This window comes from Patulibacter minatonensis DSM 18081 (assembly GCF_000519325.1).
Classification (GTDB): domain Bacteria; phylum Actinomycetota; class Thermoleophilia; order Solirubrobacterales; family Solirubrobacteraceae; genus Patulibacter; species Patulibacter minatonensis.
On the sequence record NZ_KI912613.1, the window covers coordinates 819,703 to 837,895 of the forward strand.

An 18,193-nucleotide genomic window follows, 5' to 3' on the forward strand; every position below is an offset into this window, starting at 1 on the left:
ATCCCACTCCGGGGGTATTGACACCCTCCGAAGGGAGCGCACTCCCGTCCGGTCCGTGCGGAAAGGTCGCGCGAGCGCCCGTACGCGCGGGCGTGCAACGGGGGTTCGCCAGCCCGTCCCCGGTGGCGACCCCGTGCGGCTAAGGTCTGACGAGGTGCGGCGTCGACCCGCGGTCGCGCCGCCCACGAGGATCACCGCACCGCATGCCCACGACCCGCCCTCTCGGAGAGCTGACCGACATCGAGGCGCGTGTCCGCGACCTCGCCCGGACGACCCGGACGATGATCGAGGCCGAGCCGCCGGACCCGAACCCCGAGCCCGCCCGCCGCATCGTCGCGACGCTGACGGGCCTGTCGGCGGAGATCGGCGAACAGTTCACCGCGATCGACCTCGACCCCCCGCGGGCCGCCGACCTGTGCGAGCTGCTCGTCGAGGTCGGGGAGCTCCAGTCCGACCTGCGGGAGCACACGCTCGGGCTGCGGTTCCAGACCCTCGACCGCATCCACGGCGCGCTGGCCCGGATCCGGCAGGAGGAGTCGTCGGCCGCGCTGATCGACGCGGCCCCCGCCGAGCTCTGCGCCGCCTGCGGCTTCGACCGCGCGATGATCTCGCGCGTCCGCGGGTCCACCTGGGTGCCGCACACGCTGCACCTCGTCGCGGACGAGGAGCACGAGGTCAACGTCGCGCTGAAGGCGTTCCTCGCCGGGGCGGAGATCCCGCTCGTGACGTCGATGCTCGAGGCCGAGCTCGTGCGTCGCCGCGCCCCGGCGCTGATCCACGACGCCCAGGAGGACGCCCGGACCTTCCGGCCGCTGATCGAGGTCGCCGAGACCCGCGCCTACGTCGTCGCGCCGATCGTCACCACGGGTCCGGTCATCGGCTTCCTGCACGCGGACACCTTCTCCTCCGGCCGGCCCCTGACCAGTCACGACCGCGACAACATCCAGACCTTCGCCGAGGGCTTCGGCCTGATCTTCGAGCGGGCCGTCCTCGTCGAGCGCCTCGCGCTCCAGCACGAGCGGATCGGCAAGGCGTTCGCCGACACCGAGAGCATGATCGGCGAGCTCTGCGCCGCGCAGGTCCAGCTCGCGCGCCAGGCGCCGGACGCCGCGACGACGTCCGCGACGCCCGCCTCGATGCTGACCGCGCCCGAGGCCCGCATCAACAGCGTCCTCACCCCCCGCGAGCGCGAGGTCCTGGGCCTGCTGGCCAGCGGCGCCACGAACGTGCAGATCGCCAACCAGCTCGTGGTCTCCGAGAGCACGGTCAAGTCGCACGTCAAGCACATCCTGCGCAAGCTGCGGGCCTCGAACCGCGCCGAGGCCGTGTCCCGCTACCTCCGGCTGACCCGCAACCAGCACCGGCCCGCATGAGCAGCACCTACGAGCCCGTCGACGCGGCGCCGCGGGCGTTCCCGGCGCCGACGCGCAGCCCGGGGTGGCGGCGTCGCGAGAGCGAGCTCATCGCGCGGGTGATGGCCGCGCACGCCGACGTCGCGAACGCGCTGGACCAGGAGCTCGCCGTCCCCGGCGTGGACCGCGATCGGCCCGGCCGCTCCGCCGACATCGTCTCGGCGCTGACGTGGTGCTGCATCGAGCGCCTCCGCCTCTCGAGCGAGTCGTCGGCGGCGGACACCGCGCGGCTGTGCCGCCTCGTCGCCGACCTCCAGCAGCTCTCGTCGGAGCTCTACGAGCACGAGCTGAGCCTGCGCACCCGGCGCCTCGCCGACTGCTCGGCCGGCCTCGCGCGCCTGCGCTCGCTGCCGACGTCCGGCGACCTCGTCGACCAGGTCTGCCAGGAGCTCGTCTCCCGCTGCGGCTTCGGTCGCGTGGTCCTCTCGCGCGTGGACGAGGGGCTGTGGAAGCCGTGGAAGGGCCACTTCAGCGACGGCGCCGAGATGGACGGCTGGTTCACGCCCTGGATCGACCAGGGGATCCCGCTCGACGAGATGATGCTCGAGGCCAGCCTCGTCCGTGAGCGCCGCCCGGCGATCGTCTACGACACCGAGGCCCAGACCACCGAGATCCACCGGCCGATCATCGTCGAGGCCGGGCACTCCAAGTCGTACGTCGCCGCCCCGATCGTCCCGGGCGGCAACGTCGTCGGGTTCCTGCACGCCGACTACCACCCGTCGGCGCGCCGGGTCGACGACGTCGACCGCGACGTCCTCTGGGCGTTCGCGGAGGGCTTCGGCAAGATCTACGAGCGCACGGTGCTGCTCGAGCGCCTGCGCGCCCAGCGCGACCACGTGCGCGAGACCCTCGCCACCGCCGAGCGCATGATGGACGAGCTCTGCGACTCGGGCATCGACCTCGCCCGGCACCCTGACGCCGGCTCGATCGTCGCCCGCAGCGCGGTCTCGGCGCTCTCCGGCGGGTCGGCCGTCCTCGACGAGCTGACCGCGCGGGAGCGCGAGGTCCTCGAGCTCATGGTGGTCGGTGCGACGAACGGCGCGATCGCCGAGCAGCTCGTCATCACCGAGGGCACGGTCAAGTCCCACGTCAAGCACATCCTCCGCAAGCTCGGGGCCGTCAACCGGTCCCAGGCGATCGCCCGGTACCTGGGCATCGCCCAGGTCGACGCCGACGACTGAGAGGAGGCGCGGGCGCCGCCCGTAGCTCCCGGGACGGACGGGACGTCGGCGAGGCCCGGCGCCCCCGCAGGCGCTACGCGTCGGGCCGGTTCTCGCGGGTCCAGCGCGCTCCGTCGGCGGCCGCCCGGAGGATCGGGAGCACGCGCAGGAGCTTCCGCACCGCCCCCTCGAAGACGACGTCGCCGGCCAGGATCGCCATCGGGAGGTGCGACCCCTCGGAGAGCATCGCGCCGAGGTCTCCGGAGCTGATCGACAGCCGCACGTTCGGGCGCTGGTCGGAGCGACCGACGACGACGGCCGGCGGGTCGCGATCGAGCAGCAGGAGGACCGAGACGTCCGCGTCGGTCACGTCGATCTGGACGCGGACCCGGGCGAGCGCGAGGCGCTTGGCCGCCTGCTCGTCCTCCAGCGCGCCCTCGACGTCCTCGACGAACCGGACGACGCCTGCGGGGAGCCCGCGGTCGGACCCGTCCGCCTGGGGGGACGCGTCGGGCGGGTGCTCGGGGTCGAGCATCGTTCGATTGTCGCGCCTCGGTCGACGGCGTGCGCTCGGACGTCAGCCGACCGGCCACGGACCACGCCCGGTGTGGGCGGCTCAGTCCGTGTCGAGCCCTCGCGGGAAGTACCCGCGGGTGTCGCGCTCCTCGGCCTCGCGCGCCCACGGCTGCGAGGAGGTCGTCCAGGCCTCGAGCTCGGGCTCGAGCCACGACGCGTCGTTCATCGTGCCGGCCTTGATCCACACGATGTCGTCGGCGTCGCCGAGGATCGAGAACAGCGGCGAGCCGCAGTTCGAGCAGAAGTTCCGGTGCGCCGGCGCGCCGCGGTCCTCGCCCTGCGTGTCGAAGACCTTGAGCGAGTCGCCCTCGACGTGGAAGTCGGCCTTCTCGACCGCGGCGATGATCGAGTACGCCGAGCCGGAGGACCGCTGGCAGTCGCGGCAGTGGCAGATCCCGGTCATGATCGGGTCCTCGGTGTCGACCGTGTAGGTGACGTTGCCGCACAGGCAGTGCCCGTCGAGCCTCGACATGGGTGCTCCTCCTCGATGTGGTGCGGCGGTGCGGGACGCGTCCGTCGCGGTCGTGTGACGCCTCGCGCCACGTTCATCTTCTACGCCGAGCCCCTGGACGGAGCATCGCCCCGGGGCGTGATGTTGCCCCTCCGAAGGAGGGGGCGGACGGCGTCCGCACGCTCCTGAGGTCCTGCTTGCAGCGTACTCCCCGCCGTCTGTGCCCCCCGGTCGTCCGGGGGACGGGCGGCGGCGGGTGCGCGCCGGCCGGGCCCGTAGCGGGCCGGCCGGCGCGGTCCGTCACATCCGGTAGACCGGCGTGCGGCGCTCGGCCAGCGGTGCGTTCGCGCACGCCGACAGCGCGAGGCCGAGGACGTCGCGCGTGGACTCCGGCGGGATGACGCCGTCGTCCCAGATGCGGGCGCTCGAGTAGTAGGGGTGACCCTGGTGCTCGAACTGCGCCCGGATCTCCTCCTTGCGGGCCTCGATCTTCGCCTCGTCGGTCTCCTTGCCGACCGTCGCGAGGACGTTGGCCGCCTGGTCGCCGCCCATCACCGAGATGCGGGCGTTCGGCCACATCCAGAGGAAGCGCGGGAAGTACGGCCGGCCCGACATGCCGTAGTTGCCGGCGCCGAACGAGCCGCCGACGATCACCGTCAGGCGCGGGACGCGCGTCGTCGAGACCGCCGCGATCAGCTTGGCGCCGTGCTTGGCGATGCCGCCGGCCTCGGCGTCCTTGCCGACCATGAAGCCCGTGATGTTCTGCAGGAAGATCAGCGGGATCTTCCGCTGGTCGCAGAGCTCGATGAAGTGCGCGCCCTTGAGCGCGGACTCGGAGAAGATCACGCCCTGGTTGGCGATGATCCCGACCTCGTGCCCGTGGAGCTTCGCGAAGCCGGTCACGAGCGTCGTCCCGTAGTTCGCCTTGAACTCGTGGAAGCGGCTGCCGTCGACGATGCGGGAGATGATCTCGCGCGGGTCGTACGGGGTCCGGAGGTCCGCCGGCACCGCGCCGGTCAGCCCTGCGGGGTCGACGACGGGCTCCTCGACGGGCGAGATCTTCCAGGGCGACGGGCCCTTCTCGGGGTACGTCGCGACGATCGAGCGGACGATCGCCAGCGCGTCCGCGTCGTCGGCGGCGAGGTGGTCGGCGACGCCGGACTTCTTCGTGTGGAGGTCGCCGCCGCCGAGCTCCTCGGCCGAGACGACCTCGCCCGTGGCCGCCTTCACCAGCGGCGGGCCGCCGAGGAAGATCGTGCCCTGCTCCTTGACGATCACCGACTCGTCGCACATCGCCGGGATGTACGCGCCGCCGGCGGTGCAGGACCCGAGGACCGCCGCGACCTGCGGGATGTTCTCGGCCGACAGGTTCGCCTGGTTGTAGAAGCTCTGGCCGAAGCCCGCGACGTCGGGGAAGAGCTCGTCCTGCAGCGGCAGGAATCCGCCGCCGGAGTCGACGAGGTAGATGCAGGGCAGGCGGTTCTGCAGCGCGATCAGCTGCGCCCGCGTCTGCTTCTTCGCCGTCATCGGGAAGTACGAACCGCCCTTGACGGTGGCGTCGTTGCAGATGATCACGCACTCGCGGCCGGAGACCCGGCCGATGCCGGTGATCATCCCCGCGCCGGGCGCCTGGTCGTCGTACATCCCGTGGGCGGCGAGCGTCGAGAGCTCGAGGAACGGCGAGCCGCGGTCGAGCAGCTTCTCGACCCGCTCGCGCGGCAGCAGCTTGCCCCGCGAGGTGTGCCGCTCCGCCGACTTCGGGCCGCCGCCGGCGCGCACGCGGACGATCTGCTCGCTCAGGTCCGCACGCAGCTCGGCGTGCGCCGCCTGGTTCTGCTGGAACTGCTCGCTGTTCGGATCCGCCTGGCTGCGGAGGACGACGCTCATGCGGACGCCTCCAGCTCGACGAGGACCTGACCTTGGACGACGCTGTCCCCCACCCCGACGTGGACGTCGGCGACGGTCGCGTCGGCCGGCGCGGTCAACGTGATCTCCATCTTCATCGACTCGAGCACCACGAGCACCTGTCCCTCCTCGACCTCATCACCGGCCGCGGTCCTCACCGCGATGACCGTCCCCGGCATCGGCGCCTCGAGCGAGCCCTCGGCGGCCGCGGCGGCCGACTCGACGACCGGCTCGCGGAGCGTGAACGCGAAGGCGTCGCCGCCCGCGCCCAGCCAGCGGCGGCCTTCCACCGTCGCGTGGTCCCAGCGGCGCGCACGGCCGCCCGTGACGACCGTCGTCCGTCCGTCGGGCGCCGACCGCGCGGACACGCCGACCCCGTCGTCCTCGCCCACCGTGACGACGGCGCCCGCGGAAGGCGCACCGTCGACCGTGATCGCCAGGACGTCGCCCGCTGCGGTCTCGAGCTCCAGGTCGACGGGCGCGCGCCCGTCGATCCGCCACGAGACGAGGCGGTCCCAGGAGTCCGCCGCCGGGTCGGTGGGCTCGAGCGCCAGGGTCTCGGCGAGCGCCTGCGCGATCGCGGCCTCGACGAGGTCCTCCTGCGGCGGCAGCGACTCGGCCGCGCCGCGCTCGATCAGCCCCGTGTCGAAGTCGCCGGCGACGACGTCCGGCACGGCGAGCAGCCGCGTCAGGAAGCCGGCGTTCGTCGTCACGCCGAGGACGCGGAGGTTCTCGAGCGCGCCGGTCAGGCGGGCGAGGGCCTGCTCGCGGTCCTTGCCGTACGCGATGACCTTCGCGAGCAGCGAGTCGTAGTAGGGGGTGACCTCGGAGCCCGTCTCGAACCCGGTGTCGACGCGGATGCCCGGGCCGGTGGGCGCGCGGAACAGGCCGATCCTGCCGGTGGCCGGGAGGAACCCGTTGGCCGGGTCCTCGGCGCAGAGCCGGACCTCGATGGCCCAGCCGGTGAGCTCCACGTCCTCCTGCGCGATCGTCAGCTCGTGGCCGGCCGCGACGAGCAGCTGCTGCTCGACGAGGTCGATGTCGCCGTTGATCAGCTCGGTGACGGGGTGCTCGACCTGCAGGCGCGCGTTGACCTCGAGGAAGAAGAACTTGTCCGGCTCGTCGGAGGAGACGATGAACTCGGCGGTGCCGGCGCCGACGTAGCCGGCCTCGTGGGCCAGGCGCACGGCGGCCGCACCGAGCCGCTCGCGGACCTCGGGGGTGACCGTCGGGGACGGCGCCTCCTCGACGACCTTCTGGTGCCGGCGCTGGAGGCTGCACTCGCGCTCGCCGAGCGAGATCGCGTTGCCGTGGGCGTCGGCGAGGAGCTGCACCTCGATGTGCTTGGCCCGCTCGACGTAGCGCTCGACGAGCAGCGCGTCGTTGCCGAAGCCCGAGAGGGCCTCGCGGCGCGCGGCCTCGAGGGCGGCCGGGAGCTCGTCGCGCGTCGGGACGATCCGCATGCCGCGCCCGCCGCCGCCGGCCGACGCCTTGACCATCAGCGGGAAGGCGTCGGGGTGCTCGTCGGCGAAGCCGAGGATGTCCTCGTCGGTCAGCCCGTCGCGCTGCAGGCCCGGGAGCACCGGGACGTCGGCGGCCTCCGCCGCGAGCTTCGCGCGGACCTTGTCGCCGAGGGCGTCCATCGCCTCGGCCGGCGGACCGATGAAGACGATCCCGCGCTCCTCGCAGGCGCGCGCGAAGTCGGCGTTCTCCGACAGGAAGCCGTAGCCCGGGTGGATCGCGTCCGCACCCGACAGCACCGCGGCGTCGAGGACCTTGTCGATCGACAGGTACGACTCGCTCGCCACCGCCGGCCCGATGCGGACGGCCTCGTCGGCCTCCCGCACGTGCACGGCCTCGGCGTCGGCGTCCGAGTAGATCGCCACCGAGCGGATGCCGAGACGCCGCAGCGTCCGGATCACGCGAACCGCGATCTCGCCGCGGTTGGCGATCAGCACGGTCGAGAACATCGTTCCCTCCTGCAAGGTCCCCTCCTCCATGGTTCCCTCCTGCACGGTGCTCACGACGCCGGGGCGCCGGTGCGCGGGCCGCCGCCGGCCGGCGCGGCCGGCGGAGCGACCAGCTGGTCCGTCATCGGGCTCAGTTCCCGAGCAGCTCGCGGGCGATGATGATCTTGCGGACCTCGTTCGTGCCGGCGCCGATCTGCAGCAGCTTGCCGGCGCGGTAGAGGCGGTTGATCTCCATCTCCCAGATGTAGCCGGCGCCGCCGTGGACCTGGACGGCGTTGTCGGCGACGCGCATGATCATCAGGCCGGCCTGCAGCACGAGCGCCGCGGAGCGCTTGTGGACGCGGCTGCGCGCGGAGCCGTGCTCGATCTCGGAGACCTCGTTGCCGACGTCGTAGCAGAAGCTCCTGAGCACCTCGACCTCGGTGTACATCTCGGCGAGCATGCCCTGGACGAGCTGGAACTCGCCGATGGCCTTGCCGAACTGCTTGCGGTCCTTGGCGTAGTCGACGGCGAGCTCGAGACAGCGCTCCGCCATGCCGAGGATCATGTAGCTCAGGCCGATGCGCTCGAGGTCGAGGCCGCTCATGACGACCTTGACGCCCTGGTCGACCTCGCCGACGACGTTCTCCACCGGCACGCGGCAGTTGTCGAACACGATCTCGGCGGTCTGGGTGCCGCGCATGCCCATCTTCACGAGCTTCTGGGCGACGTTGAAGCCCTCGGTCTTCGTGTCGACGACGAAGGCGGTGATGCCCTTGGCGCCGAGCTCCGGGGAGGTCTTCGCGTAGACGAGCGAGACGTCGGCGACCGGGCCGTTCGTGATGTAGAGCTTCGTGCCGTTGAGGACGTAGTGGTCGCCGTCGAGCTTGGCCGTCGTGGCCATGCCGCCGAGGGCGTCCGAGCCGGCGCCGGGCTCCGTCAGCGACAGGCAGCCGACGATCGAGCCGTCGCACATCCCCGGCAGGTAGCGCTGCTTGATCTCGTCGTTGGCGTTGTGGAGGATGTTGTTCAGGCAGAGGTTCTCGTGCGCGAGGATGCCCAGCGACAGCGACGGGTTCCAGCGGGCGACGCCCTGCAGGACGAGGCCGGAGGCCGCGAAGTCGAGCCCCGCGCCGCCGAGCTCCGGCGGGACGGTCGCGCCGAGGAAGCCGGTCTGGCCGAGCTTGGGCAGCGCGTCGTCGGGCCACCACTCGTCGTTGTCCATCCGCTCCTGGAGCTCCCAGAAGTTGGCCTTCGAGAACTTGTCGACCTGCTCCAGGATCTCGCGGTGGTCGTCGTCCAGCCCGTAGGACTGGCGGCTCTCGGTGATGACTGCGGACATGTGCGGATCGCCCCTCTGGTGCACGTGCGGCGGCGCCGCACCTCGATAGCAGACACCCTATGGCTGGCCACGCGGCCAGTCCTCACCCTTTCGCAGGGTCCTGCTCGCTGATAGGGGGAGGGGTCCCCGGGCACCGCGGCGGGCGCTCCGCCGGGCCTGGGCGCCGCGGGCTCCGGGCACCCGGGGCGCGGCCGCCCGCCCCGGCCGACCGCGTCGCGGACGCGCCGCCACGGACCGAGCGTCGGTGCGCCACCGCACAGACCCCCGAAAGGGTGACCTTGATGCCCCGGAGGACGGAAGTTGGCGCGTTGACGCTCGCGGACCGTGGATGATCGCGCGGAGGGACACACCTGCGGCCGGGACGGCGCCGCCCTCGGCGTCCGCACCCCGGACGCCGGACCACCACGAGGGGAGAACCCAGCATGAGCACCACCGCCACCGCTGCCGGAACGACGATCGCGGACTTCGCGTTCCGCATCAAGGACGCCTACGGGGATCGGGTCGCCGGCCGGTACCAGGCGACCCCCGGCGAGTGGTCCGACCTGACCTACTCCCAGCTCGCGGACTCGGGCATCGAGATCGGACGCGGCATCCTCGCCCTCGGGATCGAGCGCGGCGACCGGATCGCCGTCCTCGCCGACACGCGGCCCCTGTGGTCGACCGCCCACTTCGGCCTGACGGCCACCGGCGCCGTCAACGTCTCGGTCTACCCGACGAACTCCCCCGAGGAGTGCGCCTGGGTCGTCGGCAACTCCGAGTGCCGCGGCATCGTCTGCGAGAACGCGGAGCAGGTCGCGAAGATCGTCAAGGTCCGTGACGAGCTCCCCGCGCTGGAGTGGATCATCGTGCTCGAGGGCGAGGTCGAGGGCGCGATCTCCCTCGGCGAGCTGAAGGAGCGGGCGAAGGACGTCGACGCCGACGCGCTGAAGGAGCGTGCCGGATCGGTGAGCGTCGACGACGCGTACATGATCATGTACACGTCCGGCACCACCGGGCCGCCGAAGGGCGTCGTGCTCTCGCACGGCAACTACCGCTTCATCATGGAGGCCGCCCCCGCGCTGTCGGGGCTCGATCAGGACTCGGTCCTCTATCTCTTCCTGCCGCTGGCGCACGCGTTCGCGCTGCTGTTCCACCTGATGGTGTTCGACGTCGGCGCGAAGCTCATCTACTGGGGCGGCGACACCGCGAAGCTCGTCCCCGAGCTCGCGCAGACCCAGCCGACCCACCTCCCGGCCGTCCCGCGCATCTTCGAGAAGATCTACAGCGCCGTCGTGGGCTCGAAGGACAAGGAGACCCAGGCGAAGCTCATCGGCGCCGGGCAGCTCGGCCTGAAGGTCCGCCGCCTGCGCGAGGCCGGAGAGGAGGTCCCCGCCGACCTGCAGGCGAAGTTCGACGGCGCCGAGGAGGCCGTGTTCTCCAAGGTCCGCGGCGTCTTCGGCGGCAACCTGAAGCGCGGGATCTCGGGCGGCGCCCCGGCCACGAAGGAGATCCTGGAGTTCTTCTACGGCGCCGGCGTCCCGATCACCGAGGGCTTCGGTATGACGGAGACCTCGACGGCCGCTGCCATGAACCCGGTCGACAAGATCAAGTTCGGCACCTGCGGCGTGTCGCTCCCGGGTCAGGAGGCGAAGATCGCGGAGGACGGCGAGCTCCTGCTGCGCGGGCCGAACATCTTCCAGGGCTACTACGGCATGGACGACTCGAAGAAGGACGTCGACGCCGACGGGTGGCTGCACACCGGCGACCTCGGCCACATCGACGAGGACGGCTACATCTCGATCGTCGGCCGCAAGAAGGACATCATCATCACCGCGGGCGGCAAGAACATCGCGCCGGCGAACTTCGAGAACGACCTCAAGCAGAGCCGGTGGGTCAGCCAGGTCGTGATGCACGGCGACCGGCGCCCGTACCCGATCGCGCTCGTGACGCTCGACCCCGAGACCGTCGGGCCGTGGGCGAAGGAGCAGGGCATCGCCGAGGACGTCGCGTCCCTGTCGGGCAACGAGGACCTCCGCACGATGATCCAGGCCGAGATCGACCAGGTCAACGAGAAGTACGCGCGCGTCGAGCAGGTGAAGAAGTTCGCGATCCTCGAGCGCGACCTCTCGCAGGAGACCGGTGAGCTGACGCCGACGATGAAGATCAAGCGGCGCATCGTCGACGAGTCCTTCGCGGACGTCATCAAGGACCTGTACGGCGACTGAGCCCGTGCGGTGCCGGCCGCGGGCCGGCACCGCACGACAGGACGCCGACGGCCGGGCCGGGGACGCTCCCCCCGCCCGGCCATCGGCGTTCCGGCCCCGGACGACCGAGCGCCCCGGTGCCGGTCCCGGGGGAGCGGCGCCGGGGCGCTCGGGGTCGTGCTCCGCCCCGGACGGGGCGGTGTGCGGGGCCGCGGCGGCCCCGCGCGATCAGGCGGTCGCCGCGTCCTTCTCGGCGACCAGGTCGCGGTACATCGGGAAGAGCGGCTTCGTCGCCGGGACGAGCTTCAGGATCTTGCTGGCGGGACCCTTGGCCTTGACCTTGCCCTTGGCCAGGCCGATGGCGAGGTTGTACTCGCCGCGCCAGAACTTGTCCGCCGTGTCGGCCGACATCCAGAGCTTGACGTCCGCGTTCTCGTCGTCGCCGCCGGGGATGACCTCGACCTTCGGCTCCTTGAGGTGGATCGTCAGCTTCGACTCCGGGTCCGTGTAGTAGACCTGCATCGTCACGTTCGCGGCGGCGAGCTTCTTGCCGGACTCCGGGTGCTCGGCCGCGGCGCGGAAGACCCCTCCGATGTACTCGTTGACCTCGTCCGCGTCCTTGAAAAAGGCCATGGCCCTGCTCCCTGTGCTGGTGGTGGTCGGCGCCCCGTACCCGTGCGCGTGCGCACGTCCGAGGCTTCTTCCCAGCCTCTCCCCCCGACGCCGTGCGCGCCATCACCCCGCCGGGGGAGATCCATCGTCCGATCGGCCGCAGATCGGCCCGACGTGGCACGGAAACCCGCGTCCGCACGGGCGATCTTCGCCCCGAGCGCGGCCGGCGTCATACCGGGCAGCCCCATCGAGGGGCCCTGATCACCCGTCAGGAGGAGGACCGATGTCGTACCGGCATGGGAGCCTCTTGGACGTCGGTGCCACTCGCATGCTCGATGTGCGAAGTTGGCCACACAGCGGAAGGCCGCCTCAGCGGCAGGGATGGAGGGTCGCCCGTGAGCGGAGCCACAGTGTCGCCGGATGAATTCGTGAGGCTTCTCGAGGAGTTCTTCGAGATGGCGTCGCAAGAACAGCAGCTCGCGAGCCGCATGGCGTTCGCGCGCACCACCGTTGCGATCCACCTGACGGACGCCCCCGAGGGCACGGGCGTGACGCTGCACCTGACCAAGATGCCGATCCACGCGACGAGCGGCATCGAGGCGAACGCCGAGATCCACATGTACGCCCCCACCCCGCTGTGGCTGGACATGCTCGCCGACCGCATCCCGCTGCCGATGGCCATCCATCACGGCGACGTCGAGTACTCGGGTCCGGTCCGCAAGTTCCTGCGCGTCGCCCCGATCCTCCGCGGCTTCGACTACGACGTGTGGCGCGGCAGGCTCGGCGAGAAGTCGAAGACCGACATCTCCAACCCCGGGATGGACGCCGCACTCGGCTCCTGACCCGGAACGCTCCCGATCGCTCTCCCGCCGCCGATCCGGCCGGGCCGACGCGCGGGAGCACCGAGGGCGGGCCGGCTCCGGTCCGCCTTCGCGCATCTCGGTCGCGGACGCGACCTCCAGAGGACTCCCGAGCCGTCGCGCCGCGTCGACGGCGCGGACGCGCGCGGACCCCACCCGGCCCCGCCGGCGTCGGCCTCCGCGCATCGATCCCGCTCCGGTCCCCGGGCGGTCGTCGGCGGACGACCCGCGCCCCGGGACCCGGGTCAGATCGCCTCGATCTCCTGCGGCTCCGTGCTGTCCCAGGCCAGGGGGCGCCCGCCGGGCCAGTACCCGAGGAACAGGACGCCCATGGAGCCGATCCAGCCGGCCATCATGGCGTCGCCGCCGGCACCGGGGAGGATCGCGAGCGAGGCACCCGCGGCGACGCCCCAGTAGCCGAGGAAGCGGGTCAGGAGCCCGACCCGCATCGCGGCGGTCGCGATCAGCGCGAGCCAGATCGCCACGACGATGCGCGTGGCCCCGTCACCGAACTGCGTGATCCTGAGGCCGCTGGAGTCGTCGATGAGCTTGACGGCCTGGTCCGTCAGCGCCTTGCCGCTCAGGCCGTTGGCATCCTTCAGGGCGATCAGGTGGTCCGCGACGTCGCCGTACGAGATGAACCCGGCGATGGTCGAGATCGACATCAGCACCGGGCCGATGAACGTCAGCCACACGAGGTAGGGCCTCGCCAGGCTCGAGTCCCGCGTCCGGACGAGACGGATGAGGAACAGCCCCACCACGATCATCAGCAGGAGACCGAGCACGCGAAGCCCGGTCGCGGTCGCGAGCTGCGCCTCGTTCGCGTTGAAGCGGATCAGCACCTTCGCCCGGTCGATGACCGCGTCGCCGCCGGCGACGGTGCCCTTCGGCAGGCCGGAGCCGCCCGCCGCCGAACTGGCCACCGCGAGGGTCGCCACCGTCGCCACGATGCTCGCCGCCGCCGCGGCGCCGACGAGACGCCCCGTCTTCCGCTCGGCGTCCAGGATCGCCGCGTCGGAGTCCCTCTTCGCGTCCTGCTTCTTGCTCATGCGCTCAGTCTCCATGGTCCGCGGGGTTCCGCGGAGCTTGCTCTGTACAACGCGACGGCGCCCGGGACGGATCCGTGCCGGGCGGACGCCCACCGTTCTTCGGGTGTCCCGCGGCCCACGCCGGACATGGACGACGACGGAGCCGGACCGGAACGCACGACGGCCGGGGACGTCGGTCCCCGGCCGTCGAAGGCGCGTGCGACTGCGGTGCCCTTCCCGCGCGGGAAGGGCAGGGGCTCAGCCGGCGGTGAGGGAGGCCGGGTCGAAGCCCTCCTCCCAGTAGTGCGGGGTGATGATCGGCTGACCGAGCTGCTGGAAGATCGGGTTCTCGTTCAGGATCGTCGACTCGAGGACGATCTTGCCGGCGTCGTTGAACTGCAGGAACGTCGAGCCCTTCGACGTCAGCGTCTTGCCCTCGACGGGCAGGCCGCGGAACGTCGCCGCGCCCTCGACGGAGTAGTCCCAGTGGATCATCACGTGCCCGTTGCCCGGAAAGGCCTCGGTGACGGTGAGCGACTGGACGCCGAGGCCGTTGCCGGTGTCCTTGTTGACGTACTGGGCGAGCTCCTCGTTGAACTCGTCCGTCGTCGTGATGGTGTCGCCGAGGTGGTCGTCGACCATGCGGGCCTCGAGGGCGAACTCCTCCTCGCCGGCGTAGAGCTCGCGGTGGGCGGCGAGGTCGCTGGTTCGGGTGGCCGCCCAGTTCTTCGCGAAGTCGATGTCGATGTTCGTCATCTCTGTACCCCTCAGGCGTTGACGGCGGACGTGGCCTTGAACCGGGCCTTCTCGACGCCCGGGTGCCCCACGGCGTTGAGGATGATCCCGGAGTCCCACCACGACGACTCGCGGGTGATGCGGCCGTCCGCGTCGTACTGGTGGAACGTGTGCCCCTGGGTGAAGAACGGCTTGTTCGTCACGTCGATGCCGATGAAGTTCGCGCAGTCCTCCGGGGTCCACTCCCAGCGGATCAGGCCGGAGGAGCGGTCGCCCTCGTAGCCGCGGACCCGGAAGTTGTGCACGCCCAGGCCGTTGGTGCGGTCCTTGTTCGCGTACAGCACGAAGATGCGCCCCAGGTCGCCCTTGTCGCGGATCTGGTACTGGTCGAGGATCGGGTCCTCGAAGACGAAGTCGTCCGCGTACAGCTCGCAGATCGCCTCGGAGCTGTGGCGGAACGCCTTCAGCCACTTGATCGCAAACGCGTAATCCATGGGTCTCTCCTTCGGTGGGTCGGGAGGAGGTCCGCCGGCGCCCGAGCGCGACGGACCGCACAGGAACGACGCTATGGGTGACGCCCCGTGCGCGCCGTCACTCCCCGGGATGATCCGTACTGCCCATAGGGGGGGCCAACGCGCCGACGGCCCCGTGGACACGGGCCCGACGCCCGGATCCGCCGGGCGACGGAGGCTCCCCGCTCAGGCCACGGCGGGGCGCTGAGCGACCCGCGAGACGGCCGCGATCTGGTCGAACGCCCCGGGGTTGACGGCCGTGGTCAGATCGCCCGGGCTCCCGCCCCCGGCGACCGACCGGATCGCCCGGCGCATGACCTTCCCGGTCCGCGTGCGGGGCAGCTCGTCGACCCGGATCACCCGGGCCGGCGCGAACGCCGGGCCGAGCTCGTGCTCCACGAGTGCGGCGAGGGCGTCCGACTCGTCCGGGGCCGCGGGGTCCACGGGGCTCCACCAGCACCAGATGGCCTCGCCGCGCCGCGCATCGGGGACCCCGATCACCGCGACCTCCGCGACGGCCGCGTGCGAGAGGACGACGCCCTCGACCTCGGCGGGCCCGACGCGCTTGCCCTCCACGCCGATCGCCTCGTCGGAGCGTCCGAGCAGGTACCACTCGCCGTCGAGGTCGGCCTTCGCCCAGTCCCCCTGGCGCCAGACCTCCGGGTACATCGACCAGTACGTCGCCCGGTAGCCGTCCGGGTCGCCCCACAGACCCCGCGGCATCGACGGCCACGGCTGCCGGCAGACGAGCTCCCCGAGCTGCCCGCGGACGGGGCGACCCTCGGCGTCGAAGACGTCGACCTCCATCCCGAGCGACGGCCCGCCGAGCGAGCACGGGCGGATCCGCTCCACCACGTAGGGGGAGAGGAACGAGCCCCCGACCTCCGCACCGCCCGAGACGTTGATCACCGGCGCGCGCAGCAGTCCGACGGTGCTGCTGAGCCACCGGTAGGAGTCCTCGTCCCACGGCTCGCCCGTCGAGCCCCAGACGCGGACCGACCCGAGGTCGTGCGCGGCGGGCGCGTCGTCGCCGTGGGCGCGCAGGGCGCGGGTCATCGCGGGCGAGACCCCGACGACCGCGACCTCGTGGTCCGCCACCAGGGCCCAGAGCCGGTCGGCCGAGGGCTCCGTGATCGAGCCCTCGTAGAGCAGCAGGGTGCCGCCTGCCGCGTGCGTCCCGACGGTGCTGAGCGGCCCCATCAGCGACCCCGGGTCCGCGGCCCAGAGCACGACGTCGCCGGGCCGGACGTCGAAGCCGTAGGCGAGCTCCGACGCGGCCTTGACGAGGAACCCGGCGTGCGTGTGGACGGCTCCCTTCGGAGGACCGGTGGCGCCGGCGGTGTAGGCGAGCATCAGACGGTCCTCCTCACCCATCCACTCGGCCTCCTGGGGACCGGCGGCGTGGTCGAGGACGGCGCTCCACGTGGTGTCGCGTGCGCGGCGGAGGGTCGGGATCGTGGTCTCGGGCCGCTCGACCACGACGACGGTCTCCACGACGTCGCACAGGACCACCGCCTCGTCGAGGTCGGCCTTCAGCGGGACCTGGCGCCCGTGCCGCCAGCGCCAGTCCGTGGTGATCACGACCTCGGCCTGGGCGTCGTCGAGGCGGACGGCGAGCTGCGCGGCCGTGGCGCCGACGCGGAGCGGCACGAACAGCGCGCCGATCTTGGCGACGGCGTAGGCCGCGACCACGGCCTCGACGATCGCGGGGAGGTGGACCGCGACGGCGTCCCCGCGCTCGACGCCGCGCGCGCGGAGGCCGGCGGCGAGCGCGTCGACCTCGGCCGCGAGCTCGCGGAAGCTCAGGCGGCGCCGCGTGCCGTCCTCCCCCTCGTACTCGAGGGCGGACGTGTCGGCCCGCTCGGGGTCGCGCGCCCAGCGGTCGAGCGCCGCGTCGGTGACGTTCAGGCGGCCCCCGACGAACCACCTCGTCCAGGCGGCCCCGCCCGCGCTGTCGTGGACGGTGGAGTACGGCTCGTGGAAGGCGATCCCGAGGTCGGAGACGACGAGGTCCCAGAACCAGTCGACGTCCGCGACCGACTGGCGGCGGAGCTCGTCGATCGACCCCGACCCGGCACGGGCCATCAGGCGCGTGACGTTGGCCTCGGCGATCCGCTTGGGTGTCGGGTCCCACGCGAACTCTTCCATGGCCGCATGCTGCTCCCCGGGCCCCCGACGGGCAACGCCCCGGGGGAGGACGGTGGTCCGCCGACCGGGGTACGTCCGGGGGACGGCCGGAGGAGCGGTGTCCCCCGGCCCCCGGTTCAGGCGACCGCGACGCCCGCCCGGGCCAGGTGGCGCAGCTGCTGCACGCGGTCCTCGACGGTGTCGCCGATCGGGTTGACGAGGAGCTGCTCGACGCCGGCGTCGGCGTAGGCGCGGAGGCGGTCCCCGATGGAGTCGGGGGTGCCGACGAGGCACACGGTGTCGATCAGCTCCGCGGGGAGGGCGGCCATGGCCTCCTCCTTCTTGCCGTCGAGGTAGAGGTCCTGGACCTCCTTCGCGGCGTCCTCGAACCCGTACTTCTGGACGAGCGTGTTGTAGAAGTTCTTCTCGCGCGAGCCCATGCCGCCGACGTACAGCGCCGTCATCGGCCGGACCGCGTCGCGGGCGTCGTCGATGTCGTCCATCACCGCCGAGTAGCAGATGGGTGCGATCGCGATGTCGTCGACGGAGCGCCCGGCCTTCTCGGCGCCCTTCTCGAGCAGGCCCTTCGTCGTGCCGACGTTCTCCGGCGAGAACAGGACCGGCAGCCAGCCGTCCGCGATCTCGCCGCAGAGGGTCGTGTTCTGCGGGCCCAGCGCGGCGAGGTAGATCGGGATCTGCCGGTCCTCGTGCGTGTGGATCGTCAGCTTCAGCGGCTTGCCGGGGCCGTCGGGGAGCGGCAGCTGGATCGTCTTGCCGTCGTACCGGACCTTCTCGCGACGCCACGCCATGCGCAGGACGTCGATGTACTCGCGGGTGCGGGTCAGCGGCCGGTCGAACCGCGCGCCGTGCCAGCCCTCGGCGACCTGCGGGCCGGAGGTGCCGAGACCGAGCCGGAAGCGCCCACCGGTCAGCTGGTCCAGCGTCGCGCCCGTCATCGCGGTCATCGCCGCCGAGCGGGCCGGCATCTGGAAGACGCCGGAGCAGACCTCGATCTTCGACGTGCGCGCAGCGATCCACGAGAGGATCGTCGGGGCGTCGGAGCCGTAGGCCTCCCCGACCCAGACGGACTGGAAGTCGAGGTCCTCGGCCTCTTTCACCAGACGCATCTGGTCGTCGGCGTCGAGGCCGAGACCCCAGTAGGCGATGTGGAGGCCGAGGCGCATGTCGCGGACGCTATCCGCGGACGGCGATCCCGGACTCCCCTCGTTGGGGGCATCTTGGTCCTCCGGACGGCCAGCCGGGCGGCGCCGCGAGGCCGCGGCCGCGCACCGATCGGCGCGCGGCCCCGCGGCACGCACCGGAGCCCCGCGGTCGCCCCGG

At 72.1% G+C, this 18,193-nt stretch carries 15 protein-coding genes; 4 read left to right on the forward strand and 11 right to left on the reverse strand.

The window, feature by feature from the left end; genetic code table 11:
* Positions 1-203: 203 nt before the first annotated feature.
* Both PATMI_RS0103825 and PATMI_RS38120 read left to right on the forward strand, forming a co-directional pair.
* Positions 204-1,373, forward strand: coding sequence for a LuxR C-terminal-related transcriptional regulator (locus tag PATMI_RS0103825; protein WP_026909911.1), 1,170 nt, complete (start codon positions 204-206; stop codon positions 1,371-1,373).
* The gene (locus PATMI_RS38120; RefSeq protein WP_026909912.1) at positions 1,370-2,593 is read left to right on the forward strand and encodes a response regulator transcription factor; all 1,224 of its coding nucleotides are present in this window, start codon (positions 1,370-1,372) and stop codon (positions 2,591-2,593) included. The genes PATMI_RS0103825 and PATMI_RS38120 overlap by 4 nt, the downstream gene beginning before the upstream one ends.
* Positions 2,594-2,666: 73 nt before the next feature.
* Here PATMI_RS38120 and PATMI_RS0103835 read toward each other — a convergent pair whose 3' ends face one another.
* The 5 genes from PATMI_RS0103835 to PATMI_RS0103855 all read right to left on the reverse strand — a co-directional run bounded on the left by PATMI_RS0103835 (position 2,667) and on the right by PATMI_RS0103855 (position 8,795).
* The gene (locus PATMI_RS0103835) at positions 2,667-3,107 is read right to left on the reverse strand and encodes an SCP2 sterol-binding domain-containing protein (protein WP_026909913.1); all 441 of its coding nucleotides are present in this window, start codon (positions 3,105-3,107) and stop codon (positions 2,667-2,669) included.
* An 81-nt stretch (positions 3,108-3,188) separates the two neighbouring features.
* Positions 3,189-3,620, reverse strand: a complete 432-nt coding sequence (locus tag PATMI_RS27210; protein WP_051471023.1) for a GFA family protein — start codon at positions 3,618-3,620, stop codon at positions 3,189-3,191.
* Between the two features lie 279 nt (positions 3,621-3,899).
* Positions 3,900-5,486 carry a carboxyl transferase domain-containing protein gene (locus PATMI_RS0103845; protein ID WP_026909914.1) on the reverse strand — a complete coding sequence of 529 codons (1,587 nt, stop codon included), beginning with the start codon at positions 5,484-5,486 and terminating at the stop codon, positions 3,900-3,902.
* Positions 5,483-7,504 (reverse strand): acetyl/propionyl/methylcrotonyl-CoA carboxylase subunit alpha, encoded by a 2,022-nt coding sequence (locus PATMI_RS0103850; RefSeq protein ID WP_245604074.1) that lies wholly within the window; start codon positions 7,502-7,504, stop codon positions 5,483-5,485. The genes PATMI_RS0103845 and PATMI_RS0103850 overlap by 4 nt, the downstream gene beginning before the upstream one ends.
* A 100-nt stretch (positions 7,505-7,604) precedes the next feature.
* On the reverse strand, positions 7,605-8,795 hold the full coding sequence (locus PATMI_RS0103855; RefSeq protein ID WP_026909916.1) for an acyl-CoA dehydrogenase family protein: 1,191 nt from the start codon (positions 8,793-8,795) through the stop codon (positions 7,605-7,607).
* Positions 8,796-9,217: 422 nt separating this feature from the next.
* On the opposite strand from PATMI_RS0103855, the gene PATMI_RS0103860 reads away from it, so the two are divergent.
* The gene (locus tag PATMI_RS0103860; protein WP_026909917.1) at positions 9,218-10,999 is read left to right on the forward strand and encodes an AMP-dependent synthetase/ligase; all 1,782 of its coding nucleotides are present in this window, start codon (positions 9,218-9,220) and stop codon (positions 10,997-10,999) included.
* 207 nt (positions 11,000-11,206) lie between these two features.
* Here PATMI_RS0103860 and PATMI_RS0103865 read toward each other — a convergent pair whose 3' ends face one another.
* Positions 11,207-11,611, reverse strand: a complete 405-nt coding sequence (locus tag PATMI_RS0103865; protein ID WP_026909918.1) for an SCP2 sterol-binding domain-containing protein — start codon at positions 11,609-11,611, stop codon at positions 11,207-11,209.
* Between the two features lie 407 nt (positions 11,612-12,018).
* Between PATMI_RS0103865 and PATMI_RS0103870 the strand changes: the two genes are divergently transcribed.
* Positions 12,019-12,432, forward strand: coding sequence for an SCP2 sterol-binding domain-containing protein (locus PATMI_RS0103870; protein ID WP_157260605.1), 414 nt, complete (start codon positions 12,019-12,021; stop codon positions 12,430-12,432).
* 263 nt (positions 12,433-12,695) lie between these two features.
* Here PATMI_RS0103870 and PATMI_RS0103875 read toward each other — a convergent pair whose 3' ends face one another.
* From PATMI_RS0103875 to PATMI_RS0103895, 5 genes are all read right to left on the reverse strand, one after another.
* Positions 12,696-13,499 (reverse strand): DUF4386 family protein, encoded by an 804-nt coding sequence (locus tag PATMI_RS0103875; RefSeq protein ID WP_026909920.1) that lies wholly within the window; start codon positions 13,497-13,499, stop codon positions 12,696-12,698.
* 237 nt (positions 13,500-13,736) lie between these two features.
* Positions 13,737-14,234 carry a nuclear transport factor 2 family protein gene (locus PATMI_RS0103880; RefSeq protein WP_036725191.1) on the reverse strand — a complete coding sequence of 166 codons (498 nt, stop codon included), beginning with the start codon at positions 14,232-14,234 and terminating at the stop codon, positions 13,737-13,739.
* An 11-nt stretch (positions 14,235-14,245) separates the two neighbouring features.
* A complete protein-coding gene (locus PATMI_RS0103885; RefSeq protein ID WP_026909922.1) occupies positions 14,246-14,707 on the reverse strand; it encodes a nuclear transport factor 2 family protein in 462 nt (153 codons plus the stop codon).
* A gap of 204 nt (positions 14,708-14,911) precedes the next feature.
* Positions 14,912-16,873: an AMP-binding protein gene (locus PATMI_RS0103890; protein ID WP_026909923.1), complete on the reverse strand. Its 1,962-nt coding sequence runs from the start codon at positions 16,871-16,873 to the stop codon at positions 14,912-14,914.
* Between the two features lie 116 nt (positions 16,874-16,989).
* On the reverse strand, positions 16,990-18,036 hold the full coding sequence (locus PATMI_RS0103895) for an LLM class F420-dependent oxidoreductase (RefSeq protein WP_026909924.1): 1,047 nt from the start codon (positions 18,034-18,036) through the stop codon (positions 16,990-16,992).
* Positions 18,037-18,193: the final 157 nt, after the last annotated feature.

Bases quoted from the DNA above. Each gene is read 5' to 3' on its own strand.
- PATMI_RS0103825 (WP_026909911.1), top strand. From the start codon at position 204: ATGCCCACGACCCGCCCTCTCGGAGAGCTGACCGACATCGAGGCGCGT.
- PATMI_RS38120 (WP_026909912.1), top strand. From the start codon at position 1,370: ATGAGCAGCACCTACGAGCCCGTCGACGCGGCGCCGCGGGCGTTCCCG.
- PATMI_RS0103835 (WP_026909913.1), bottom strand. From the start codon at position 3,107: ATGCTCGACCCCGAGCACCCGCCCGACGCGTCCCCCCAGGCGGACGGG.
- PATMI_RS27210 (WP_051471023.1), bottom strand. From the start codon at position 3,620: ATGTCGAGGCTCGACGGGCACTGCCTGTGCGGCAACGTCACCTACACG.
- PATMI_RS0103845 (WP_026909914.1), bottom strand. From the start codon at position 5,486: ATGAGCGTCGTCCTCCGCAGCCAGGCGGATCCGAACAGCGAGCAGTTC.
- PATMI_RS0103850 (WP_245604074.1), bottom strand. From the start codon at position 7,504: ATGGAGGAGGGGACCTTGCAGGAGGGAACGATGTTCTCGACCGTGCTG.
- PATMI_RS0103855 (WP_026909916.1), bottom strand. From the start codon at position 8,795: ATGTCCGCAGTCATCACCGAGAGCCGCCAGTCCTACGGGCTGGACGAC.
- PATMI_RS0103860 (WP_026909917.1), top strand. From the start codon at position 9,218: ATGAGCACCACCGCCACCGCTGCCGGAACGACGATCGCGGACTTCGCG.
- PATMI_RS0103865 (WP_026909918.1), bottom strand. From the start codon at position 11,611: ATGGCCTTTTTCAAGGACGCGGACGAGGTCAACGAGTACATCGGAGGG.
- PATMI_RS0103875 (WP_026909920.1), bottom strand. From the start codon at position 13,499: ATGAGCAAGAAGCAGGACGCGAAGAGGGACTCCGACGCGGCGATCCTG.
- PATMI_RS0103880 (WP_036725191.1), bottom strand. From the start codon at position 14,234: ATGACGAACATCGACATCGACTTCGCGAAGAACTGGGCGGCCACCCGA.
- PATMI_RS0103885 (WP_026909922.1), bottom strand. From the start codon at position 14,707: ATGGATTACGCGTTTGCGATCAAGTGGCTGAAGGCGTTCCGCCACAGC.
- PATMI_RS0103890 (WP_026909923.1), bottom strand. From the start codon at position 16,873: ATGGAAGAGTTCGCGTGGGACCCGACACCCAAGCGGATCGCCGAGGCC.
- PATMI_RS0103895 (WP_026909924.1), bottom strand. From the start codon at position 18,036: ATGCGCCTCGGCCTCCACATCGCCTACTGGGGTCTCGGCCTCGACGCC.